Origin of the sequence: Pseudomonas sp. NUPR-001, from assembly GCF_052147955.1 — a bacterium.
In the GTDB taxonomy this organism is placed as follows: domain Bacteria; phylum Pseudomonadota; class Gammaproteobacteria; order Pseudomonadales; family Pseudomonadaceae; genus Aquipseudomonas.
In genome coordinates, this window is sequence record NZ_CP197353.1 from 2,584,815 (window position 1) to 2,603,259 (window position 18,445).

Genomic DNA, 18,445 nt, shown 5'->3' on the forward strand with positions numbered 1-18,445 from the left:
CGGCGTTATGACTGGCCCCGCGAACGGGCATTATTTGCGGGCTTCCAGGATCAGGTTGAAGGGCGTCTGGGTTGCCCGTCGGAACTGGCGGAAGCCGGCTTCTTCAAACACGGCACGCAGGCGCGCTTCGCCCGCTTGTGCCCCCAGGCCCAGGCCGACTTCCTGCGACAGCGAGTTGGGCGTGCAGATGAAGGTGGACGCGGCATAGAACAGACGGCCCACCGGTGTGCAGTTGGCATCCAGACTGTCACCGGCGTAAGGCTCGACCAGCAGTACGCTGCCATCGGCCTTCAGTGCCTTGTAGGCATGCCGCGCAGCACCCACCGGGTCGCCCATGTCGTGCAGGCAGTCGAAGTAGCAGATCAGGTCGTAGTCATGCTCGGGAAAATCTTTGGCGCTGGCTTTGACGAACTGCGCGCGCTCGCTCACGCCGGCTTCGCTGGCGCGTTGGCTGGCCACGGTGATCGAGGGCGCATGGTAGTCATAGCCGATGAACCGTGAAGCGGGGAAGGCCTGGGCCATGATCACCGTGGAGGCGCCGTGACCACAGCCAACATCGGCGACTTTGGCTCCGGCGGTGAGTTTGTCGACCACACCTGTGAGTGTCGGCAGCCACTGGCTGACCAGGTTGGCACGGTAGCCTGGGCGGAAAAAGCGTTCAGTACCGCTGAACATGCACGGATGATGATCGCCCCAGGGCAGGGCGCCGTCGCCGCGGATGGCCGCCACCAGTTTGTCTTTGTCGTGATACAGCGCGGCAATCACCGACGCGCCGCCGGCGGCATACACCGGCGAGTCTTCGATGGCCAGGGCCATGGCCTGCTCCTCGGGCAGGCGAAACTGGCCATTGTGGTGTTCCATGTAGCCCGATGCGGCCTGGGCGCTGAGCCACTCACGCAGCAGTCTGGCATTGCAGCCGGTCTTGTCGGCGAGTTGTTCGGGGGTAATGAACTGGCTGTCGGCCATCGCCCGGTACAGGCCCAGTTCATCACCGAGGATCAGGTTGGCGAGCAGGGCAGCAGCGCCCATGTCGTTTACCAGCTTTCCCATGAAATCTTGCAGCTTGGCTTCGTCCATTGCGTGTGCTCCTGTGCGAAGTCCAACGTCAACGGGGTCGCCACGGGTGCGGCGACCTCGGCCATGTCTTGGGGGCAATTGTTAAGTTTAGTTCAGCGCGCCTGGCCGGAGGCGCGTTCGCGCAGGGCTTTGCTGACCTTGGCCTGGATCTCGTAGGCCGGTGCTTCGACTGCGTCGAAGTCGCGTGAGTAGCGCCGGGCGAACTCTGCCACGCCCCATTGCTGGTACTGCTGCACATGGTGCAGTTCGTGGGCCCAGAGGGCGACGTTATCTTCAGCGTCGGCCTGGTTGCGAAACACGATGATGTCGATCAGGGTCACGGCATTCACATCAGGGTTCTGCAGCAGCGCGTTGGCGCTGTCCAGCGCTTGCTGGTCGCCTACCTTGTAGCGTGCGGCATCCAGCACCTGGAAGTCGTAGTAGGGCTCAAGCTGGGCACGGATGTGCAGCGGGATTGGTAGCACATCGCTGGCCGCTGCAGTGTCGCGGGCCTGCTGCAGGGCGACGGCCAGCGAGCTGCTGGCCATACGCCCGAGGTCGTCAAGCATGATGCCCGCCTGGCCTGGGTCAATCGGCGAGCAGATGCAACTGCCCAGGCAGATCTCATACTGGCCCACCGGGCAGGCCGCAAGGGTTGGCAGTGGCGCGAGCAGGGCAAGGCCAAGCAACAGCGCGTTACGGCCTCTCATGCAAGGCTCCGGCAAGGAATTCACGGGAGGCGCTGAGCACTTCCTGCTGGCTCGATTCGTTGGCCAGCATGCGCGCGATCACCAGCGCACCCACACACTGGCTGAGCAGCGCCCAGGCCAGGTCGGCATCGTCGAGGGTTTCGGCCCAGGCGCGTTGCAGGGTGCGCAGCCAGTGTTCAGCTTCTTCACGCACTGCCACCGGCGCCTGAGCAATCTCGGCACCGAGGGCCGGAATGGCACAGCCGCCTTCAGGGTTGTGCACGTGCGCCAGGCTCAGGTACTGGTCCAGGCAGCGTTCCAGGCGTTGGCGGTTCATCGGCTGTTGGGCCATGGGGCTGAGCGACAGCTCGCGGCGCACCACCTCTGTGAACAGGTCATCCTTGGAGGGGAAGTGGTTGTAGAAGGCGCCGCCGGTCAGGCCGATGGCTTTCATCAACCCGGCCACGCCGGTGGCATTGAAGCCGCCACGCTTGGCCAGGGCGCCGCTGCTTTCCAGCAGCTTTTGCCGGGTTTGCTCTTTATGGGTGGTGGAGTAACGCACGCCGACCTGCTCCGTATCACTGGCTTGACGAAGCCTGGATCATAGCATAGCGTTCGTTTACTAAATGATCGTTTACCAATGGAGGCGATGGATGACTCAGAACAACAAAGTGGTGTTGGTGGTGGGCGCCGGTGATGCAACGGGCGGTGCGATTGCCAAGCGTTTTGCCAGGGAGGGTTATATCGCCTGTGTCACCCGACGCAGCGCCGACAAGCTGCAGCCGCTGGTGGACGAGATTCGCGCCGAGGGCTTTGAAGCCCATGGTTTCGCCTCCGATGCGCGCAAGGAAGACGAGGTCAGCGCGCTGGTCGAGCAGATCGAAAGCACCCTTGGCCCGATTGAGGCGTTTGTCTTCAACATCGGGGCCAACGTGCCGTGCAGCATTCTCGATGAGACCGCGCGCAAGTACTTCAAGATCTGGGAGATGGCCTGCTTCGCCGGTTTCCTGACCGCCCAGGCCGTCGCCCGGCGCATGGTGACCCGTGAGCGCGGCACGATTCTGTTTACCGGCGCCACTGCCGGCTTGCGCGGCGCTGCCGGTTTTGCCGCGTTTGCCGGGGCCAAGCACGGCATCCGCGCACTGGCACAGAGCATGGCCCGTGAGCTGGGGCCGCGTAACATCCATGTCGCCCATGTGGTGGTAGACGGCGCTATCGATACCGCGTTCATCCGTGACAGCTTCCCCGAGCGTTACGCGCTCAAAGACCAGGATGGCATTCTCGACCCTGCGCACATTGCTGACAGCTACTGGTTCCTGCATGCCCAGCCACGGGATGCCTGGACCTTCGAGCTCGACCTGCGGCCGTGGATCGAACGCTGGTAAGCCTTTCATCACAACAAGGACATTGATCGATGAGCAAGACCGTTGAGTTTTTCTTTGACCTCGGCAGCCCGGCCAGCTACCTGGCCTGGACCCAGTTGCCGAGCCTGTGCGAGCGCCTTGATGCGCAGCTGGTGTATCGGCCGATGTTGCTGGGCGGGGTGTTCCAGGCGACCGGCAATGCTTCACCGGCGATGGTGCCGGCCAAGGCACGCTATGTGTTCGCCGACTTTCAACGCTACGCCAAACGTTATGGCGTGACCCTGGCATTTCCACCGGGCTTTCCGATCAACACCCTGCACCTGATGCGCGGCACCCTGGCGGTGCAGCTGTTCCAGCCTGAGCGTTTCGACGCCTACCTCAATGCCGTATTCCCGGCGATGTGGGCGCAGCAGCGCAACCTCGCAGCGCCGGAGGAATTGGCGGCGGTGCTGCAGCAGGCGGGTTTCGATCCGCAGCAGTACCTGGCGTGGAGCGCCGACCCGCAGGTCAAGGCGGCACTCAAGGAGGCCACCGAAGAAGCCGTGCGCCGCGGCGCCTTTGGCGCACCGACGTTTTTTGTCGGCGAGCAGATGTTCTTCGGGCAGGACCGTCTGGAGTTTGTCAGCGAGGCGTTGGCCTGAAGCGGTAACGGCAAGTGTGACGGTTTTATTTTCACTAACTGTATGGTCGGGTCGAAGCAGCGCTCCGTTAGGCTCTGTCTGAAAAGCCTTGAGACTCGGTGATGCTGCGTTGAAAACAGCCTCGGAATGCTCATTTTCAACCCGTAAACTCCGCTTCCTCGGCTGTTTTCGCCTTGCCTGACCTTCGTCTCAATGCTTTTCAGACAGACCCTAGTGTCATGACAGCCCTGTAACTGTTGGAACACCCGCCATGCTCAGCTCACTCGACCTGATAACCGCTTTCGTGTTGTTCGCTTTTGTCTCCTCGATCACTCCGGGGCCCAACAACACCATGTTGCTGGCCTCCGGGGTGAACTTCGGGGTGCGTCGCTCTATTCCGCATGCACTGGGTATCAGTGTCGGTTTCATGGTCATGGTGCTGGCAGTGGGTTTTGGCCTGGGTGAAGTGTTCAAGGCTTACCCGCCGATCTACACCGTGCTGCGTTATGTCGGTGCCGCCTACTTGCTGTACCTGGCGTGGAAAATTGCCACCTCCGGACCTTTGTCGGTGAGCAATCCTGAAAGTCGTAAACCCTTGGGTTTCTGGGGGGCGGCGGCGTTCCAGTGGGTCAATCCCAAAGCCTGGGTGATGGCGGTGGGGGCTATCACCACCTACACGCCAGCCCAGGGCTATGTCACCAACGTGATTGTCATCGCCACGGTGTTCGCCTTGGTCAACCTGCCCAGCGTGTGCGTCTGGGTGATGTTTGGCAGCGCACTGCGCAGCGTGCTGCAGAACCCGCGTTGGTTGATGCTGTTCAATGTCTTGATGGCGGCATTGCTGGTGATTTCGCTTTACCCGTTGCTGTTTGTAGAATCGAGCTTTTCCTGAATGAGTGCGCTGGCACATGCAGTTGATTCCCTGGTCCCACGACACAAGTGCCGGCTTCACCTTACGCGGTTGGCGCACCGCCGCCAGCGGTAAACCGCTGCTGCATTTTCTTCACGGCAATGGCTTTTGTTGCCTGGCGTACCAGCCGCTGCTGGCACGTCTGGCCGAGCACTTCGACCTGTGGCTGTGCGATGTGCAAGGCCATGGCGACAGTGACCATGGCGGCCCGTTTCAAGGCTGGAACCGTACCGCAGAACTGGCAATTGAAGCGTTCGAGGCCGGCCGTGCAGAGTATCCGGATGTGCCGCGCTTTGCCGTCGGCCACAGTTTTGGCGGTGTACTGACGGCGCTGATGCTGGCGCAACAACCGCAATTGTTTCAACGTGCCGTGTTGCTCGACCCGGTGCTGTTCAGTCGCTCGATGATGGGCATCATGGGCGCCGCCGCGTTAGTGGGCCTGCACCGTCGTCACGCCCTGGCGCGCAAGGCCGCCACGCGCCGCAGTCACTGGCCTGATCGCAGTGCGGCACGCGCCTCGCTGGAAGGCCGCGGCATCTTCAAGGGCTGGAGCGAGTCGGCGCTGCAGTCCTATATCGACCACGCCATCGGTGATTGCGGGGAAGGCGTGGTGCTCAAATGCCGCCCCAGCCGCGAGGTCGAGATCTTCAGCTCGTTTCCCCGGCGCATGTGGGCATCGCTGACCCAGGTGCAAACACCGACCCTGGTGCTGTATGGCGAGCACACCTATCCCTTCGTACCGCAGTCGGTGCAGCGCTGGGCACAGAGCAATCGGCAGGTGACAGCGCTGCAGGTGGCGGGTGGGCATTGTTTTATGCAGGAAGATCCTGCGTCCTGCAGTGAGCAGGTGCAGGCGTTCTTGCTGGCGCAGTGATCGTCAGGGCCGGGCAGGGGGGCTGGTTAGTCAGCAGCCTGCCCGGCACTTCAAGCAATATCGCTAGCCGCAAACTCGGCTGCAAGAAAGTCCAGCAAACTGCGCACCCCCGGCAGCAGCCCGCGCCGCGAGGCGAACACGGTGTGGACCAGGCCGCACTCCGGTGCCCAGTCGGGGGTGACGCGCACCAGTTTGCCGCTGGCCAGTTCGTCGCGCACTACCACCAGCGGCACATGCACCACACCAACCCCGGCCAGCGCCGCCTGACGTAGCACCATCAGGTCATCGGTGACCAGCCGCGGCTGGTAGCGCACGCTGGCTCGGACCTCGTCCGGCCCGACCAACTCCCAGTGATAGTCACGCTGCGGTTTGCCCCAGTGCATGCTGGGCAGGGCTGCCAGGTCGGCCGGTACCGGGCGCGCCGGCAGGCGCTCACGCAGCGCTGGCGCAGCGACCAGGCACTGGGTGCTGTGGGCCAGGGTTTTCATCACCAGGTCGCTGCTCTCCAGCGGTGGTACCCGCACGCGCAAGGCGATGTCGATGCCTTCCTGAATCAGATCGACTTGACGGTTGGTGCTTTCGATGTGCAATTGCACCAGCGGGCACTGGACCATGAAGCGCGTCAGCATGTCGCCGACCCAGAAGTTCAGCAGCGCCGTGGGGCAGCTCAGGCGCACGATGCCTTGCGGTTCGGCACGGTTACGCTCGATCAGTTCGGCGGCGCTTTCGGCTTCGACCAGCATCGCCACGCAATGACGGTAATACGCCTGGCCGATTTCGGTTACCGAAAAGTGCCGGGTCGAGCGCTGGATCAGGCGCACGCCAAGGCGTTCTTCCAGCCCGGCAATGCGCCGGCTGAGTTTTGATTTGGGCATGTCCAGGGCGCGGCCAGCAGGGGCAAAGCCGCCGTGATCGACTACCTGGGCGAAATAGTAAAGGTCGTTGAGGTCTTCCATCAGTGTTCTCCATATGGAACGCTGAGGGCAGTTTAACCGATCTACCGCCGATGTCGTTGCGCTCGTATGGTTATAGCCATCCACGAGAGGAGACATCTCATGAAAAAGATCCAAGGCGTTTACAGCAGCCCCAACCCGCACTGGGTCGGCGATGGCTTCCCGGTTCGCAGCCTGTTCACCTATGACAACTTGGCCCAGCACATCAGCCCGTTCCTGCTGCTCGACTATGCCGGTCCGCATGATTTCACCCCGACCAGCGCCCGTCGTGGCGTTGGTCAGCACCCACACCGCGGTTTTGAAACGGTGACGATCGTCTACCAGGGCGAAGTGGAGCACCGCGATTCGACCGGTGCCGGTGGCCTGATCGGCCCGGGCGATGTGCAGTGGATGACCGCAGCCAACGGCATCCTGCATGAAGAGTTCCATTCGCCAGCCTTCGCCGCCAAGGGCGGCACCCTGGAGATGGTGCAGTTGTGGGTCAACCTGCCGGCCAAAGACAAATTGGCGCCTGCCGGTTACCAGACCCTGCTGAGCAGCGATATTCCGCTTGTGCCCTTGGGCGCGGGTAGCGGTTCGCTGCGGGTCATTGCTGGTGAGTATCGCGGCCATAAAGGCCCGGCACAGACCTTCACGCCGATGGATGTCTGGGACGTGCAGCTCAAACCTGGCGCACCGGTGCGTTTGCCCAGCGCTGCAGGGCGTAGCACGGCACTGGTGGTGCTGCGCGGCAAGCTGCTGGTCAATGGCGAGCGGGCGGTAGGGCCGGCGCAACTGGTGCTGTTCGATCGTGCCGGTGACGAGGTGGTGCTGGAAGCGCAAACCGAAGTGTCGGTGCTGCTGCTCAGTGGTGAGCCATTGGACGAGCCGATCGTTGGCTATGGCCCCTTCGTGATGAACAGCGAAGCCGAAATTGCCGAAGCCTTCGACGACTTTCACGCCGGCCGTTTTGGCCAGATGAGTGGGGCGGGCGGCGCGCGTCACGACAACTAGTCTGATAACCCCGAAGGCCGTCTTTTGGGCGGCCGCTACCTTAGGCTGCGAGCACAACTTGCAGCCCGACCTCAAGGAGAATGTGTCATGAGTACATTTGCCAACGTTGCCAACTTCAATGGCCAGGTCCCGCGTATCGACCCTGATAACGCCGCGATGCTGCTGATCGACCATCAGAGCGGCCTGTTCCAGACGGTCAAGGACATGCCGATGACCGAGCTGCGGGCCAATGCCGTCACCCTGGCCAAGATCGCTAGCCTGGCCAACATTCCAGTCATCACCACTGCGTCGGTGCCTCAAGGTCCCAACGGCCCACTGATTCCGGAAATCCACGAAGCGGCACCTCATGCCAAGTACGTGGCACGCAAAGGTGAAATCAACGCCTGGGACAATGACGAATTCGTCAAGGCAGTCGAGGCCACCGGCAAGAAGCAACTGATTATCGCCGGCACCATCACCAGTGTGTGCATGGCCTTCCCGAGCATCAGTGCGGCCAACGCTGGTTACCAGGTGTTCGCGGTGATCGATGCCAGCGGCACCTATTCGAAGATGGCGCAGGAGATCACCCTGGCGCGCATCATGCAGGCCGGCGTGGTACCGATGGACACCGCCGCGGTGTGCTCGGAAGTACAGCGCACCTGGAACCGTGCCGACGCACAACAGTGGGCTGAGGCCTATAGTGCAGTATTCCCGCACTACCAGTTACTGATTGAAAGCTACCTCAAGGCACAGCAGGTAGTCACTGAGCAAGAACAACTCGATTCCACTCGCTGATTCACCCTTACCGGTGCTTCAGAGCACCGGTTTACCAACGCAAGGAGTTAGACCATGAGCAAACCCTACGTTCGTCTGGACAAGGACAACGCCGCAGTCCTGCTGGTTGACCATCAGACCGGTCTGCTGTCGCTGGTGCGTGATATCGACCCGGACAAATTCAAGAACAACGTGCTGGCCGTCGGTGACCTGGCCAAGTACTTCAAACTGCCAACCATCCTCACCACCAGCTTCGAAACCGGCCCTAATGGCCCGCTGGTGCCAGAGCTCAAGGCACAGTTCCCGGACGCGCCGTACATTGCCCGTCCTGGCCAGATCAACGCCTGGGACAACGAAGACTTCGTCAAAGCCGTCAAGGCCACTGGCAAGAAGCAACTGATCATCGCCGGCGTGGTGACTGAAGTGTGCGTAGCCTTCCCGGCGCTGTCGGCCCTGGCAGAAGGCTTCGATGTGTTCGTGGTGACTGATGCCTCCGGTACCTTCAACGCACTGACCCGTGACTCGGCCTGGGATCGCATGTCGCAAGCGGGCGCGCAATTGATGACCTGGTTCGGTCTGGCCTGCGAGCTGCACCGCGACTGGCGTAACGACATCGAAGGCCTGGGTACCTTGTTCTCCAACCACATCCCGGACTACCGTAACCTGATCACCAGCTACAACACCCTCACCAACGGTAAATAACACCGGGCTGTGACCGCCGGCCGGGCTGCCTGTGCAGCCCGGCTGTCGTCGTTTCTATGGCATCGCAGCAGCCTTCAGGCGATGATTGCGCAATGAACCACGTTCCTGCCCTGTACGGTTACCGGCGCAGTGTGCGCAGCGGCCAGCCGTTGTCCTTTTGGTTGAGCTATCAACCGCCGTTGCACTGGCCTTCGCTGCTGGGGTTTTTGTCTGCCCGCTGTATTGCCGGTATCGAAACGGTGCAGGCTGGGGTGTACACGCGCACGGTGGTGCTGCAGGGGCGCCACGCGCTCATTCAGGTTCGCCAGGCGCGTGGGCAGCGTTTGAAGTTGACTGTTTTCGGTGTGCCGTCAGCAGCGCTGCCGGGCTTGATCGCCAACGTACGCAGGGTGTTCGATCTCGATGCCCCCTTGGCGCCGATCGAGGCGCATCTGCGCCGCGATCCGTTGCTGGCCAGACTGATCGCAGCGCGTCCGGGGTTGCGTGTGCCGCAGGGCTGGGACGCTTTCGAACAGGCCATGCGCACGGTGCTGGGTCAGCAAATCAGTGTTGCCGGGGCGATGACCCTGGCCGCTCGCCTGGTACAGCGTTATGGCCAGCCGCTGTCTTCGCCGGTCGGTGATGTGGCGGGCCTGACCCATGTGTTTCCCACACCAGCTGCGTTGGTCGAGGAAGATCTCAGCGTGTTGGGCATGCCGCGTTCGCGCGCCAGAACCCTATCGACCCTGGCGCGCGCCTTGCTGGACGACCCGCAATTGCTCACCCCCAACGCGGACCTGGCGCAGTGGGTGCAGCGCTTGTGCCAATTGCCCGGTATCGGCCCGTGGAGCGCGCAATACCTGGCGCTGCGTCAGCTAGGCGCCAGCGATGCCATGCCGGTGAGCGATCTGGTCTTGATCAAGGCGTTACGTCTGCTTGAAGGCCCCGATGCGCAATTGGCCGAGCGCGCGCGGGCCTGGAGCCCGTGGCGTGCCTACGCTGCCCAACACCTGTGGACGTCGTTGAGTTGAATCAACGTGACGGGCGCCACTTCACTTCGGTGATGCCATAACGCTCTGCCAGGGGCTGGCTGATTTTTTTCACCTTTTCGCGCCCGTAACGACCGATACGGCCCACCCCCGCGTCGCAACTTGCCCAGTGCCAGGCCTCGGCATTGTCCATGGATTCGGCGCGAATAATGAACGACTTGGGTTCACCGTGCAGGGCGTAGTCGATGACGAAAAGTTTTGCGTTATTCATAAGGCTTAACACTTCCTCTGAGCGCAGTGAGCAGAATCCTTCCTTCCATGGTGGTAATGAGTTGTGCAGGGCCGAGAAAATTCAATCGGATTGCAATCGCCGTTCATCTGCCGTGTGCCAGCCTGACTTGAACTTCATCGTGCCAGGCAGGCTCAGCTGAGGTATCTCCCAGGCTGATTGCTGCGCTGCATGAGGTAAACGGCGCAACATCAGTAATTTCAATTGGCCGCCAAGGCGTGCTCGGTAGTTACTGAGCAGCTGAGTCAGTCACCCATGAGGACTGCACCATGTCATTGATTGGCGTTTCCAATCTTGAGTTGTGCCAGCTGTTGGAGCAGGCGTTTTTGCCTGATCGCTGCGTGGTGGCCTGCACAGACGATGAGCATCTGACCATTCAATTGGGGCAGGGCGACAACATGAGCAACTGTTACACCGTCAGTGGTGTGCGCATCCACAGCCTGACCAGTTGTCACGAGTTGGCGGCATTGGTGGCGCAGGTGCGCGAGGAACAGCGTCTGGGGCATGCCCAGACACCGTTCGGCTCATAACTGATGGGGTGAGCGAGGAAAGGCTACCAGCGCTCAGAAACGCTCATCGCGGATTGCCGGCAGGGTCAGTTCTCGGACAAAACTCGCCGACGACAGGCTCAAGGCCATACGCACCACCTGAACCACATCGTGTACCGGGATCAGCTCGCCGTTACCCTGCTGCGCCGCGACTTCGCGCGGGCTGGTCAAGGGGTCGTCGGTGTTCAGGTAGCCCAGGTTCAGGCAGGTGACGCCCAGGTTATGCTGGCGGTAGCCTTCACGCAGGGCGTCGGCAATGCCGCGCAGGGCGAACTTCGAGGCGCCGAAGGCCACTTCCGGACGGCCGCTTTGGGTCAGACCGGAGGTCGAACCGGTGAGGATGATCCGCGGTCGGTTGCTTTGCAACAACGTTGGTAGCAGGCGCTTGATCAACAGCAGTGGGGCGCTGATGTTGCAGCTGACAATGGCTTCGATCTGCGCGTCGTCATCGCTGAGAAAGTCATAAGCAGCGGTGAAGGCCTGGGCTTCCCAGATGCCCAGGTTGTAGATCAGCGTGTCCAGTGCTTGGCCGTCCAGGGCCTGCTGCAGCTGCGTTACCGCTTGCCTGGGCTGGGCAAGGTCGGCCTCGATCCACTGCACCTGCACACCCGCTTGGCTTACCAGGCCTTCGGGGCGCTGGCGTGACACGCCGATCAGTGTGTCACCCGCATCGCCCAATCCCTCGATCAACGCCCGACCCAAGCCTTTACTGGCGCCTACCACCATGGTTTTCATCGCCTGTCTCCTGACCTGGCTTGCTGTAGAAAGCGAGCATGCCAACAGAAGGGCGAGGGCTTGGCAAAAGGGCGATTGTATCTGGGTGTGTATTTTTGGCGTTTACACCAGATAGCGCCGGAACCACGCTAACGTGCGCTCCCAGGCGAGCTTCGCTGCCGCCTCGTCGTAACGTGGTGTGGTGTCGTTATGAAAGCCATGATTGGCCCCCGGGTAGAAATAGGCTTCGTAGGTTTTACCGGCGGCCTTCAGCGCTTGCTCATACGCGGGCCAGCCTTCGTTGATACGGGTGTCCAACTCGCCGTAGTGCAACAGCAGTGGCGCCTTGATTTTCGGCACATCCTTGGCCTCGGGCTGGCGCCCATAAAACGGCACGGCTGCTGCGAGCTCGGGGTAGGCCACCGCTGCCGCATTGGCCACACCGCCGCCGTAGCAAAAGCCGGTGATCCCGACTTTGTCGGTGGTGGCATCGTTTTTCATCAGCCATTCGAGGGCGGCGAAGAAGTCGTTCATGAGCTTTTCCGGATCGACCCCGGCCTGCAGTTCGCGGCCTTTATCGTCATCGCCGGGGTAACCGCCCACCGAACTCAAGCCGTCGGGTGCCAAAGCAACAAAGCCGGCCTTGGCCAGGCGTCGGGCGACATCTTCGATGTAGGGATTGAGCCCACGGTTTTCATGCACCACCACTACGCCCGGGAGTTTGCCTTCGGCCTTGGCGGGGCGTACCAGATAGCCACGCACCTGACCATGACCTTTGGGCGATGGGTAGTTGATATAGGCGGCGAGAATCTCCGGATCGTTGGCCGGTACCTGTACCGCCAGTGCGTAGTTCGGGCTCAAGGAGGCGAGCAGGGCACTGGCGCTCATCCCGGCCAGGGTGAAGGCCGCGGCGCGGTCGAGAAACTCACGGCGATTGATGCGGCCGTGGGCATAGAAATCGTAGAGTTCCAGCAGTTCAGGGGCGAAGTCTTTGGCGGTGAGACGTGGCATGGGCGTGTGCTCTGAAGAACCGGGTCTGGTTCATTAAAGCACTGTAGGAGCGGTGGTGTGGTGATATGACATAAACCGCTATCGCGGTGCAAGCCCGCTCCTACGGGGCCGCGGGCAGGAGGAAATCAATCATTGCTCTGACGCGTAACGGGATATGCCGCGCATGCGGGTAGATGAGCATGAACGGTCGGGAGGTGCCGCCGTAGTCGCGCAGCACCTCCAGCAGTTGCCCGCTGTCCAGTTCCTGTTGCACGGTGAAGCGATAGGCCTGCATCAGCCCGGCTCCGCTTTTCACCAGGGTTCCCGTGGCGAGAAAGTCTTCCAGGCAGGTGTAGCTGCCGCGGGTGGGGACTTCCACGGTGTTGCCATCAATGCGAAATGACCAGGTGCTGTCTCGACCGCTGCTGGGCAGTTGGAATTGGATGCACTCGTGGTCGCACAAGTCCTGCGGTGTTTTTGGCGTGCCTGCCCGGCTTAAGTACTCGGGTGTTGCTACCACCACCAGCTCGGCCTCTTCCAGGCGCCGGGCTATCAGGTTGGAGTCGGCAGGTGCGCGCCCGCGGATTGCCAGGTCGAAGCCGTCGTCGGCAAAGTCGATGTTGCGATTGCTGACGTGGACGTCGATGCGCACCTGCGGATAGCGTTGGCGAAACAGCGCCAGGCGCGGCAGCAATCGGTAGTGCGCATACGGCGTCGGCATGCTGATGCGCAGCAACCCGGAAGGCTCCATCTGTGATCCGGTGATCTCACGTTCGGCATCCACCAGTTGCGTTAGCGCCTGACGGCACTGTTCGAAGTAACGCCGCCCTGCGTCGGTCAAACGCACCTGGCGGGTGGTGCGCACGAACAACCGCACCCCCAGGCGCTCTTCCAGCCGCGCAATCGAACGGCTGACCGCTGCGGGCGTTACGCCTGCCTCGGCGGCCGCGGCAGTGAAGCTGCTGGTTTCAGCGGCCAGGCAGAACAGCTCGATACTGCCCAGTTGCACATCGTCGAAAAGGCGCGTCATGGGGGCTCTATTGATTACATGGAGTATCTATTCAAGTTCCATGCGCAGTATTTTTCAAGTGCGGATTGCCAATTACAGTGAGCTCCAGTTACCCGGCTTACCGCCGGGCCCTTTGGAGGACTTGATCATGCACAGCAGCAAAACAGTAATCGTCACGGGCGCTTCCAGTGGTCTGGGCTTTGCTATCGCCAAGGCTTACCTGGAGCGCGGCGACAATGTGGTGGGCAATGCGCGCACCCTGGCGCGTTTGCAGGAGGCGGCAGACAAACTCGGCAATCCACCGAATTTTCTCTTGGTAGCAGGCGACATCTCCCTGCCGGAAACGGCCGAGAAGCTGTTTGCGCAGGCGATTGAAGCCTTCGGCAAGGTCGATGTGCTGGTCAGCAATGCCGGGATTTTCATTGCCAAGCCGGTGACCGATTACACCCCGAGTGACCTCCAGGCCATGGTCGACACCAACCTCAAAGGGTTTGTCTATCCGGCCCAGGCAGCCGCACGGCATATGAGTGGCAATGGCGCGGGGCAGATCATTGCCATCACCGCCTCGATTGCCTTGCAACCGAACCGCAAGGTGCCAGCGCTGTTGCCGGTGCTGATCAAAGGCGGCTTGAACCAAGCGGTACGGGCGCTGGCACTGGAGCTTGCACCGGCACAGGTACAGGTCAACGCCGTGGCCCCGGGGATCATTGATACCCCGCTGCATGGCGACGATCCGCAGGCCCGCGCGGCACTCAAGGCCCTGGCCCCGACCGGGCAGATCGGTACCCCTGAAGATGTGGTCGATGCGGTGCTGTACCTGAGCGACGCTCGTTTCGTCACCGGTACCGTTATCGCCGTGGACGGTGGTTCAGCCACCGGTGTCTGGTAAGCAAGCGGAGCATACAGTCATGCCTTATGTGCATATTCGTGTCACCCAGGAAGGCGTCAGCGCGGCGCAGAAGCGCGCGCTGATCGAAGGCACCACCGCGTTGTTGCATCAGGTGCTGAACAAACCACCGGCCTCGACCTTTGTGGTGATCGAGGAGGTGCCGACCGACAATTGGGGCGTTGGTGGTGAAACGGTGACGGCGCTGCGTCAACGGGGCCAGTAAGTTCGCCGGGTGCCCGGGTTAGGTTACAACGGCAAGGCATACAGCGAGAACTGGCGCCTGATCGCTTTGCTCGTACCGCCCAGGTAGGTGGTATAGCCTTGCTCGATTTCCCCCGAGCGATACATCGCGCTGATCACCGTATCCACCAGCAGGCGGAAGTCTTCGTCGGCGCGGGGGACGACCATCGCTACTGGCGCGTAATCGTAGGTACGTTCGACCAGCATCAGGTCCTGCTGGTCATTACGCGCCAGCTGGTTTTTCAGCAGCATGCGTTCCGAGAAGAAGGCGTCGGCCTTGCCTTGGGCAACGGCTTCAAGCCCGGCGTTGTTGTTGGCGACGGCAATCACCGTGGCGATGACACCCAATGCCTGTAGTTGCCGATGTACCCATTGTTCGGTGACACCGCCGGTGACGACGGCAAACGTCTGGTTGCTCAGGCCGCGGTTGAGCGTTGCCCGCCAGGTGGGGCCGGTGTGCGCCGGTTTGCCGTTGAGCACTTTGAGCAGCGGCTCGGGCGCGTCTTTGCGTACCACGGCGCTGACCCCGGCGGTGTAGATCGGTATGGAAAAACTCACCTGTTGCCGCCGCTGCACGCTGGCCACGGTGGGGGTGCAGAGCAGATCGACCTGCCCGGAACTGACGGCGCTGATCTCATCGGCCAGCGCCACCGGTTGAAAGCGTACCTTCAGATCAGGGCGCGCCAGCGTCAGCTTGACCTGTTCGGCTACCTTCAGGCACAGGTCGATGGCGTAGCCTTTGGCGGTGTCACCGTCCTGCACGCTGAAGGGGGCAAAGTCGGCCAGGTAACCCAGGGTCAGGGTATCGCTGCTGCGCACGCGCTCCAGCGTGTTGGCCGTGGCCAGCGCAGGGAGCAGGGTAATCAGGCACGCCAGGCGCGCAAAGGTGGTGTTCATGTCAGCCCCCGTTCAAGGCAGTTCGGGGCGTTCAGCCGCTGCCTGCTGAATAATGAAACGCTTGGCCACAAAGCCATACAGCAAGTAACCGAACGCCAGCACCAGGGCGCCGTTCAGCACCGCCTCCATGCCGCAGGCGTACAAGGCGTACAACGAGTAGCCCACCGCCACCAGCAGCACCAGGGTGTTGCGGCTGTACACCGCCGGGCTGACCCGGGCTTTGTGCATGATCGCCAGCAGGCCAGTCAACGCCGTGACGTAGGGGATCAGGTTGGTCACCGCCGCCAGGCTGACCAGCTTGCTGAACTGGGCGCTGGCATTGGGCGAAATGGTCGACAGGGCCATGACGGTTTGCAGCACGCCGCAGACCACCATGCCCAGGATCGGCGCATTCAGCGCACTGACCCGGGAGAACAGGCTGGGGAACATGCCTTGGTCGGCCGTCATTTTAGCCGTTTGCGCCAGGGTGAACTGCCAGCCCAGCAGTGAGCCGACACAGGCCATGACCGCCAGTACCATGATGATGTTGCCAATCAACGGCGAAAACATTTTCGCGTACACCAGGGCAAACGGCGCTGAGGCATTGGCCAGCTCCAGGTTGGGGACGATGCCCTGGATCACCGTGGTCGACAGCACGTACACCACTGCCGCGCCGAGGGTGCCAAACAGGCAGGCCAGAGGCACATTGCGTTTGGGGTTCTCCACCGCATCGAATGCTTGCGCCGCTGACTCCATGCCCAGAAATGCCCAGAGGGTCAACGGGATGGTCTTGCCGATGGCTTCCCAGATCGGCAAGTCGTTAGGGTTCCAGGCCTGGATGAACACGTTGCGGTCAAACCAGAACCAGCCGATCACACTCAAGCCCGCTACCGGGATGATCACGCCCCAGACTGATATTGCCCCGATCCTGCCGGTAATCGCCGGGCCGCCGAAGTTGGCGACAATCGTTAACCAGATCAAACCGATGGTGCCGATGCACAACGCGACAGCACTGCTGCCCAGCCACGGCATGAAGGCCGTCATGTAGCCCACCGCCGAGATGGCCACGGCGACATTGGCGATGGCCAGCGACAGAAAGTACAGGTAGGAGCAGAGAAAGAAACCTGACTTGGCGTGGGCTTCTTCGGTATACGCCGAGAGCCCGCCGGAGCGTGAACAGTACACTCCGCACTGGGTAAAGCTGTAGGCGATGGCCATGGAACCGATGGCCGTCACCACCCAGGACAGCAGCGAAACCGCACCTAATTGCGCCATGCTGGTGGGCAGCATGATGATGCCCGAGCCCATCATGTTGACGGCCACCAGGGTAGTGAGCCCGACCAGTGTCATTTTCTTGCCTGAGCCGGCCATAGCCGCCCCCTATGTGATCCATGGCTTATTGGGTATAGGCCATTTCAGGGAACTTGGGTGAAGCGCTGAGTATCTTAGCTGGGTAGGTACTCGATTTCCGGAGGCACCATCATGCGTCGTTTACTGATCGCTACTTCGCTTGTTCTGTGCATGCCCATGGGGGCGGCTCTGGCTGATGTGGATGCCAAAGACGTCGCGACCTCGGCAGGTATATCCGCTTCGTTGTATTCCACCTTCAAGGATGACAAACGCATCATCCCGGCGCGTGACGAGGCGTCTTCGTTCATTGCCAGCGGTGGCGCGATCCGCGGTGTGTACCTGGAGTCGATGCTGCAGCGTGTGCGCCAGGAACACCCGGGCATACAAGCCAGCGATGAAGACATTGCCATGGCAATCCTCACCGGGGACCAGTGGGGCGACGCACGCTGACCGGTGGGAGCGGGCTTGCCCCGCGATTGCGATATGTCAGGAATATCGCAATCGCGGGGCAAGCCCGCTCCCACCAGATGTTGGTTCAAGGGAATTGCACCGTTGTGCTTTCGCGCCACAGCACGTAGCGGTCTTTGCCGCCATGCTTGGCCTGGTACAAGGCTTCGTCGGCCTTGACCAGGGCGTTGGTCAGGTTGTCGTCGTCGAGGATCCGGGTCAGGCCGATGCTGATGGTCACCGGGTATTCGGCGGTGTCTTCCCGCACGCGCTTGCACAGGGCATCTACGCGCTGTTCCGCAGCGAGCTGGTCCATACCCCACAAGTAGATGACAAACTCCTCCCCCCCCAACCGTGCGTACTCGAACTCGGTCATCGAGGCCTTGATGTTGGCCGCTGTGCGCTTGAGCACCACGTCGCCGATGTCGTGGCCGAAGCGGTCGTTGACCTTCTTGAAGTTGTCGATATCGATCATCGCCAGGTAACGGCTCTGCGTGTCGTCTTCCTGCAAATGGGTCTGTGCCTTGGCCATGAACGAGCGGCGGTTGGGGATCTCGGTCAGGACGTCGATGTAAGCCTGGTCCAGCAGGACCTTGGACATGTAGAAGTTGTACAACTTGGCGCGGCGCATTTTCAAATAGGTGTAGATGATCAGGCCGTTGAGGAACACGCCGTAGCACAGGAACATCAGGCCGCGCAGGTCGAATAGGTGCATGCCGGGCACCCGGAAGGGGTGCAGGTTGACCCAGGTGACGATCAGCACGGCGAAAAATGACCAGCGTCGCACCGGTAACACCGAGACGCTATACAACACGCTGGAGGCTCCCAGTACCAGCCAGGCCGGGCGTAAGTTAACCGGCAGGCCGTCGATCACCAGGCGCATGGCCAGGGTGATGACAGTGATGAACACCAGGTTGAGGATGTCGAAGTGCCCGGCCTTGCGGGTGAACGCGAGGATGATGGTCAGGCACACCATGACGGTGATGAAGGCCATGGATATCCAGGTGAAGTCCTGTTGGCCCAGGTAGCTGACAATCAGGTCGAACAGCAACCAGATGCCGATGCTGACGGCAAAGATCAGCAGGCAGAAAGAGTGCAGGTTCTCAAAATCATGCTGGCGGAACTCGCGGCGCAATGCGGGGGGGGCGATGTTTCTTCGCACTTGTTGTTCGATGGTCTTGTACATAGCGGCCTTGCTGATCCAATGAGTA

General features: G+C 61.5%; 23 protein-coding genes. 12 read left to right on the forward strand and 11 right to left on the reverse strand.

The window, feature by feature from the left end:
- Positions 1-30: 30 nt before the first annotated feature.
- The 3 genes from ACP6KB_RS11770 to ACP6KB_RS11780 all read right to left on the reverse strand — a co-directional run bounded on the left by ACP6KB_RS11770 (position 31) and on the right by ACP6KB_RS11780 (position 2,307).
- Complete coding sequence (locus tag ACP6KB_RS11770; RefSeq protein WP_442113890.1) at positions 31-1,077, reverse strand: class I SAM-dependent methyltransferase; 1,047 nt, start codon at positions 1,075-1,077, stop codon at positions 31-33.
- Positions 1,078-1,169: 92 nt separating this feature from the next.
- Positions 1,170-1,766, reverse strand: coding sequence for an eCIS core domain-containing protein (locus ACP6KB_RS11775; RefSeq protein ID WP_442113891.1), 597 nt, complete (start codon positions 1,764-1,766; stop codon positions 1,170-1,172).
- Complete coding sequence (locus tag ACP6KB_RS11780; RefSeq protein WP_442113892.1) at positions 1,753-2,307, reverse strand: TetR/AcrR family transcriptional regulator; 555 nt, start codon at positions 2,305-2,307, stop codon at positions 1,753-1,755. Before ACP6KB_RS11780 ends, ACP6KB_RS11775 begins: the two co-directional genes overlap by 14 nt.
- Before the next feature lie 91 nt (positions 2,308-2,398).
- Here ACP6KB_RS11780 and ACP6KB_RS11785 point away from each other — a divergent pair, with 91 nt between their 5' ends.
- From ACP6KB_RS11785 to ACP6KB_RS11800, 4 genes are all read left to right on the forward strand, one after another.
- Entirely contained in the window at positions 2,399-3,130 is a 732-nt protein-coding gene (locus tag ACP6KB_RS11785; protein ID WP_442113893.1) for an SDR family oxidoreductase, read from the forward strand.
- A 29-nt stretch (positions 3,131-3,159) separates the two neighbouring features.
- The gene (locus ACP6KB_RS11790; RefSeq protein WP_442113894.1) at positions 3,160-3,750 is read left to right on the forward strand and encodes a 2-hydroxychromene-2-carboxylate isomerase; all 591 of its coding nucleotides are present in this window, start codon (positions 3,160-3,162) and stop codon (positions 3,748-3,750) included.
- A gap of 250 nt (positions 3,751-4,000) precedes the next feature.
- Positions 4,001-4,621: a LysE family translocator gene (locus tag ACP6KB_RS11795; protein ID WP_442113895.1), complete on the forward strand. Its 621-nt coding sequence runs from the start codon at positions 4,001-4,003 to the stop codon at positions 4,619-4,621.
- A gap of 16 nt (positions 4,622-4,637) precedes the next feature.
- Positions 4,638-5,513 carry an alpha/beta fold hydrolase gene (locus tag ACP6KB_RS11800; RefSeq protein ID WP_442113896.1) on the forward strand — a complete coding sequence of 292 codons (876 nt, stop codon included), beginning with the start codon at positions 4,638-4,640 and terminating at the stop codon, positions 5,511-5,513.
- 50 nt (positions 5,514-5,563) lie between these two features.
- On the opposite strand, the gene ACP6KB_RS11805 is transcribed toward ACP6KB_RS11800, so the two are convergent.
- Complete coding sequence (locus tag ACP6KB_RS11805) at positions 5,564-6,469, reverse strand: LysR family transcriptional regulator (RefSeq protein ID WP_442113897.1); 906 nt, start codon at positions 6,467-6,469, stop codon at positions 5,564-5,566.
- A gap of 99 nt (positions 6,470-6,568) precedes the next feature.
- Here ACP6KB_RS11805 and ACP6KB_RS11810 point away from each other — a divergent pair, with 99 nt between their 5' ends.
- The 4 genes from ACP6KB_RS11810 (at position 6,569) to ACP6KB_RS11825 (ending at position 9,924) form a co-directional block, all read left to right on the forward strand.
- A complete protein-coding gene (locus ACP6KB_RS11810; protein WP_442113898.1) occupies positions 6,569-7,459 on the forward strand; it encodes a pirin family protein in 891 nt (296 codons plus the stop codon).
- A gap of 87 nt (positions 7,460-7,546) precedes the next feature.
- Complete coding sequence (locus ACP6KB_RS11815; RefSeq protein WP_442113899.1) at positions 7,547-8,233, forward strand: hydrolase; 687 nt, start codon at positions 7,547-7,549, stop codon at positions 8,231-8,233.
- A 54-nt stretch (positions 8,234-8,287) separates the two neighbouring features.
- Positions 8,288-8,914: an isochorismate family cysteine hydrolase YcaC gene (gene ycaC, locus ACP6KB_RS11820; protein WP_442113900.1), complete on the forward strand. Its 627-nt coding sequence runs from the start codon at positions 8,288-8,290 to the stop codon at positions 8,912-8,914.
- Positions 8,915-9,006: 92 nt separating this feature from the next.
- Positions 9,007-9,924, forward strand: a complete 918-nt coding sequence (locus tag ACP6KB_RS11825) for a DNA-3-methyladenine glycosylase family protein (RefSeq protein WP_442113901.1) — start codon at positions 9,007-9,009, stop codon at positions 9,922-9,924.
- A gap of 1 nt (position 9,925) precedes the next feature.
- On the opposite strand, the gene ACP6KB_RS11830 is transcribed toward ACP6KB_RS11825, so the two are convergent.
- The gene (locus ACP6KB_RS11830; RefSeq protein ID WP_442113902.1) at positions 9,926-10,153 is read right to left on the reverse strand and encodes a DUF6555 family protein; all 228 of its coding nucleotides are present in this window, start codon (positions 10,151-10,153) and stop codon (positions 9,926-9,928) included.
- A gap of 287 nt (positions 10,154-10,440) precedes the next feature.
- On the opposite strand from ACP6KB_RS11830, the gene ACP6KB_RS11835 reads away from it, so the two are divergent.
- A complete protein-coding gene (locus ACP6KB_RS11835) occupies positions 10,441-10,701 on the forward strand; it encodes a DUF1652 domain-containing protein (RefSeq protein WP_442113903.1) in 261 nt (86 codons plus the stop codon).
- 33 nt (positions 10,702-10,734) lie between these two features.
- On the opposite strand, the gene ACP6KB_RS11840 is transcribed toward ACP6KB_RS11835, so the two are convergent.
- The 3 genes from ACP6KB_RS11840 to ACP6KB_RS11850 all read right to left on the reverse strand — a co-directional run bounded on the left by ACP6KB_RS11840 (position 10,735) and on the right by ACP6KB_RS11850 (position 13,453).
- A complete protein-coding gene (locus tag ACP6KB_RS11840; RefSeq protein ID WP_442113904.1) occupies positions 10,735-11,454 on the reverse strand; it encodes an SDR family NAD(P)-dependent oxidoreductase in 720 nt (239 codons plus the stop codon).
- Between the two features lie 102 nt (positions 11,455-11,556).
- Positions 11,557-12,444, reverse strand: coding sequence for a YghX family hydrolase (gene yghX / locus ACP6KB_RS11845; protein ID WP_442113905.1), 888 nt, complete (start codon positions 12,442-12,444; stop codon positions 11,557-11,559).
- 100 nt (positions 12,445-12,544) lie between these two features.
- The gene (locus ACP6KB_RS11850; protein ID WP_442113906.1) at positions 12,545-13,453 is read right to left on the reverse strand and encodes a LysR family transcriptional regulator; all 909 of its coding nucleotides are present in this window, start codon (positions 13,451-13,453) and stop codon (positions 12,545-12,547) included.
- A 127-nt stretch (positions 13,454-13,580) separates the two neighbouring features.
- Between ACP6KB_RS11850 and ACP6KB_RS11855 the strand changes: the two genes are divergently transcribed.
- Positions 13,581-14,321 (forward strand): SDR family NAD(P)-dependent oxidoreductase, encoded by a 741-nt coding sequence (locus ACP6KB_RS11855; RefSeq protein WP_442113907.1) that lies wholly within the window; start codon positions 13,581-13,583, stop codon positions 14,319-14,321.
- 19 nt (positions 14,322-14,340) lie between these two features.
- Positions 14,341-14,544 carry a tautomerase family protein gene (locus tag ACP6KB_RS11860; RefSeq protein ID WP_442113908.1) on the forward strand — a complete coding sequence of 68 codons (204 nt, stop codon included), beginning with the start codon at positions 14,341-14,343 and terminating at the stop codon, positions 14,542-14,544.
- 23 nt (positions 14,545-14,567) lie between these two features.
- On the opposite strand, the gene ACP6KB_RS11865 is transcribed toward ACP6KB_RS11860, so the two are convergent.
- Both ACP6KB_RS11865 and potE read right to left on the reverse strand, forming a co-directional pair.
- Positions 14,568-15,458: an amino acid ABC transporter substrate-binding protein gene (locus tag ACP6KB_RS11865; protein WP_442113909.1), complete on the reverse strand. Its 891-nt coding sequence runs from the start codon at positions 15,456-15,458 to the stop codon at positions 14,568-14,570.
- Between the two features lie 12 nt (positions 15,459-15,470).
- Positions 15,471-16,808 carry a putrescine-ornithine antiporter gene (potE, locus tag ACP6KB_RS11870; RefSeq protein WP_442113910.1) on the reverse strand — a complete coding sequence of 446 codons (1,338 nt, stop codon included), beginning with the start codon at positions 16,806-16,808 and terminating at the stop codon, positions 15,471-15,473.
- A 111-nt stretch (positions 16,809-16,919) separates the two neighbouring features.
- Between potE and ACP6KB_RS11875 the strand changes: the two genes are divergently transcribed.
- Positions 16,920-17,237, forward strand: a complete 318-nt coding sequence (locus tag ACP6KB_RS11875) for a DUF2388 domain-containing protein (protein ID WP_442113911.1) — start codon at positions 16,920-16,922, stop codon at positions 17,235-17,237.
- 85 nt (positions 17,238-17,322) lie between these two features.
- Here ACP6KB_RS11875 and ACP6KB_RS11880 read toward each other — a convergent pair whose 3' ends face one another.
- Positions 17,323-18,420 carry a GGDEF domain-containing protein gene (locus tag ACP6KB_RS11880; protein WP_442113912.1) on the reverse strand — a complete coding sequence of 366 codons (1,098 nt, stop codon included), beginning with the start codon at positions 18,418-18,420 and terminating at the stop codon, positions 17,323-17,325.
- Between the last annotated feature and the right edge of the window lie 25 nt (positions 18,421-18,445).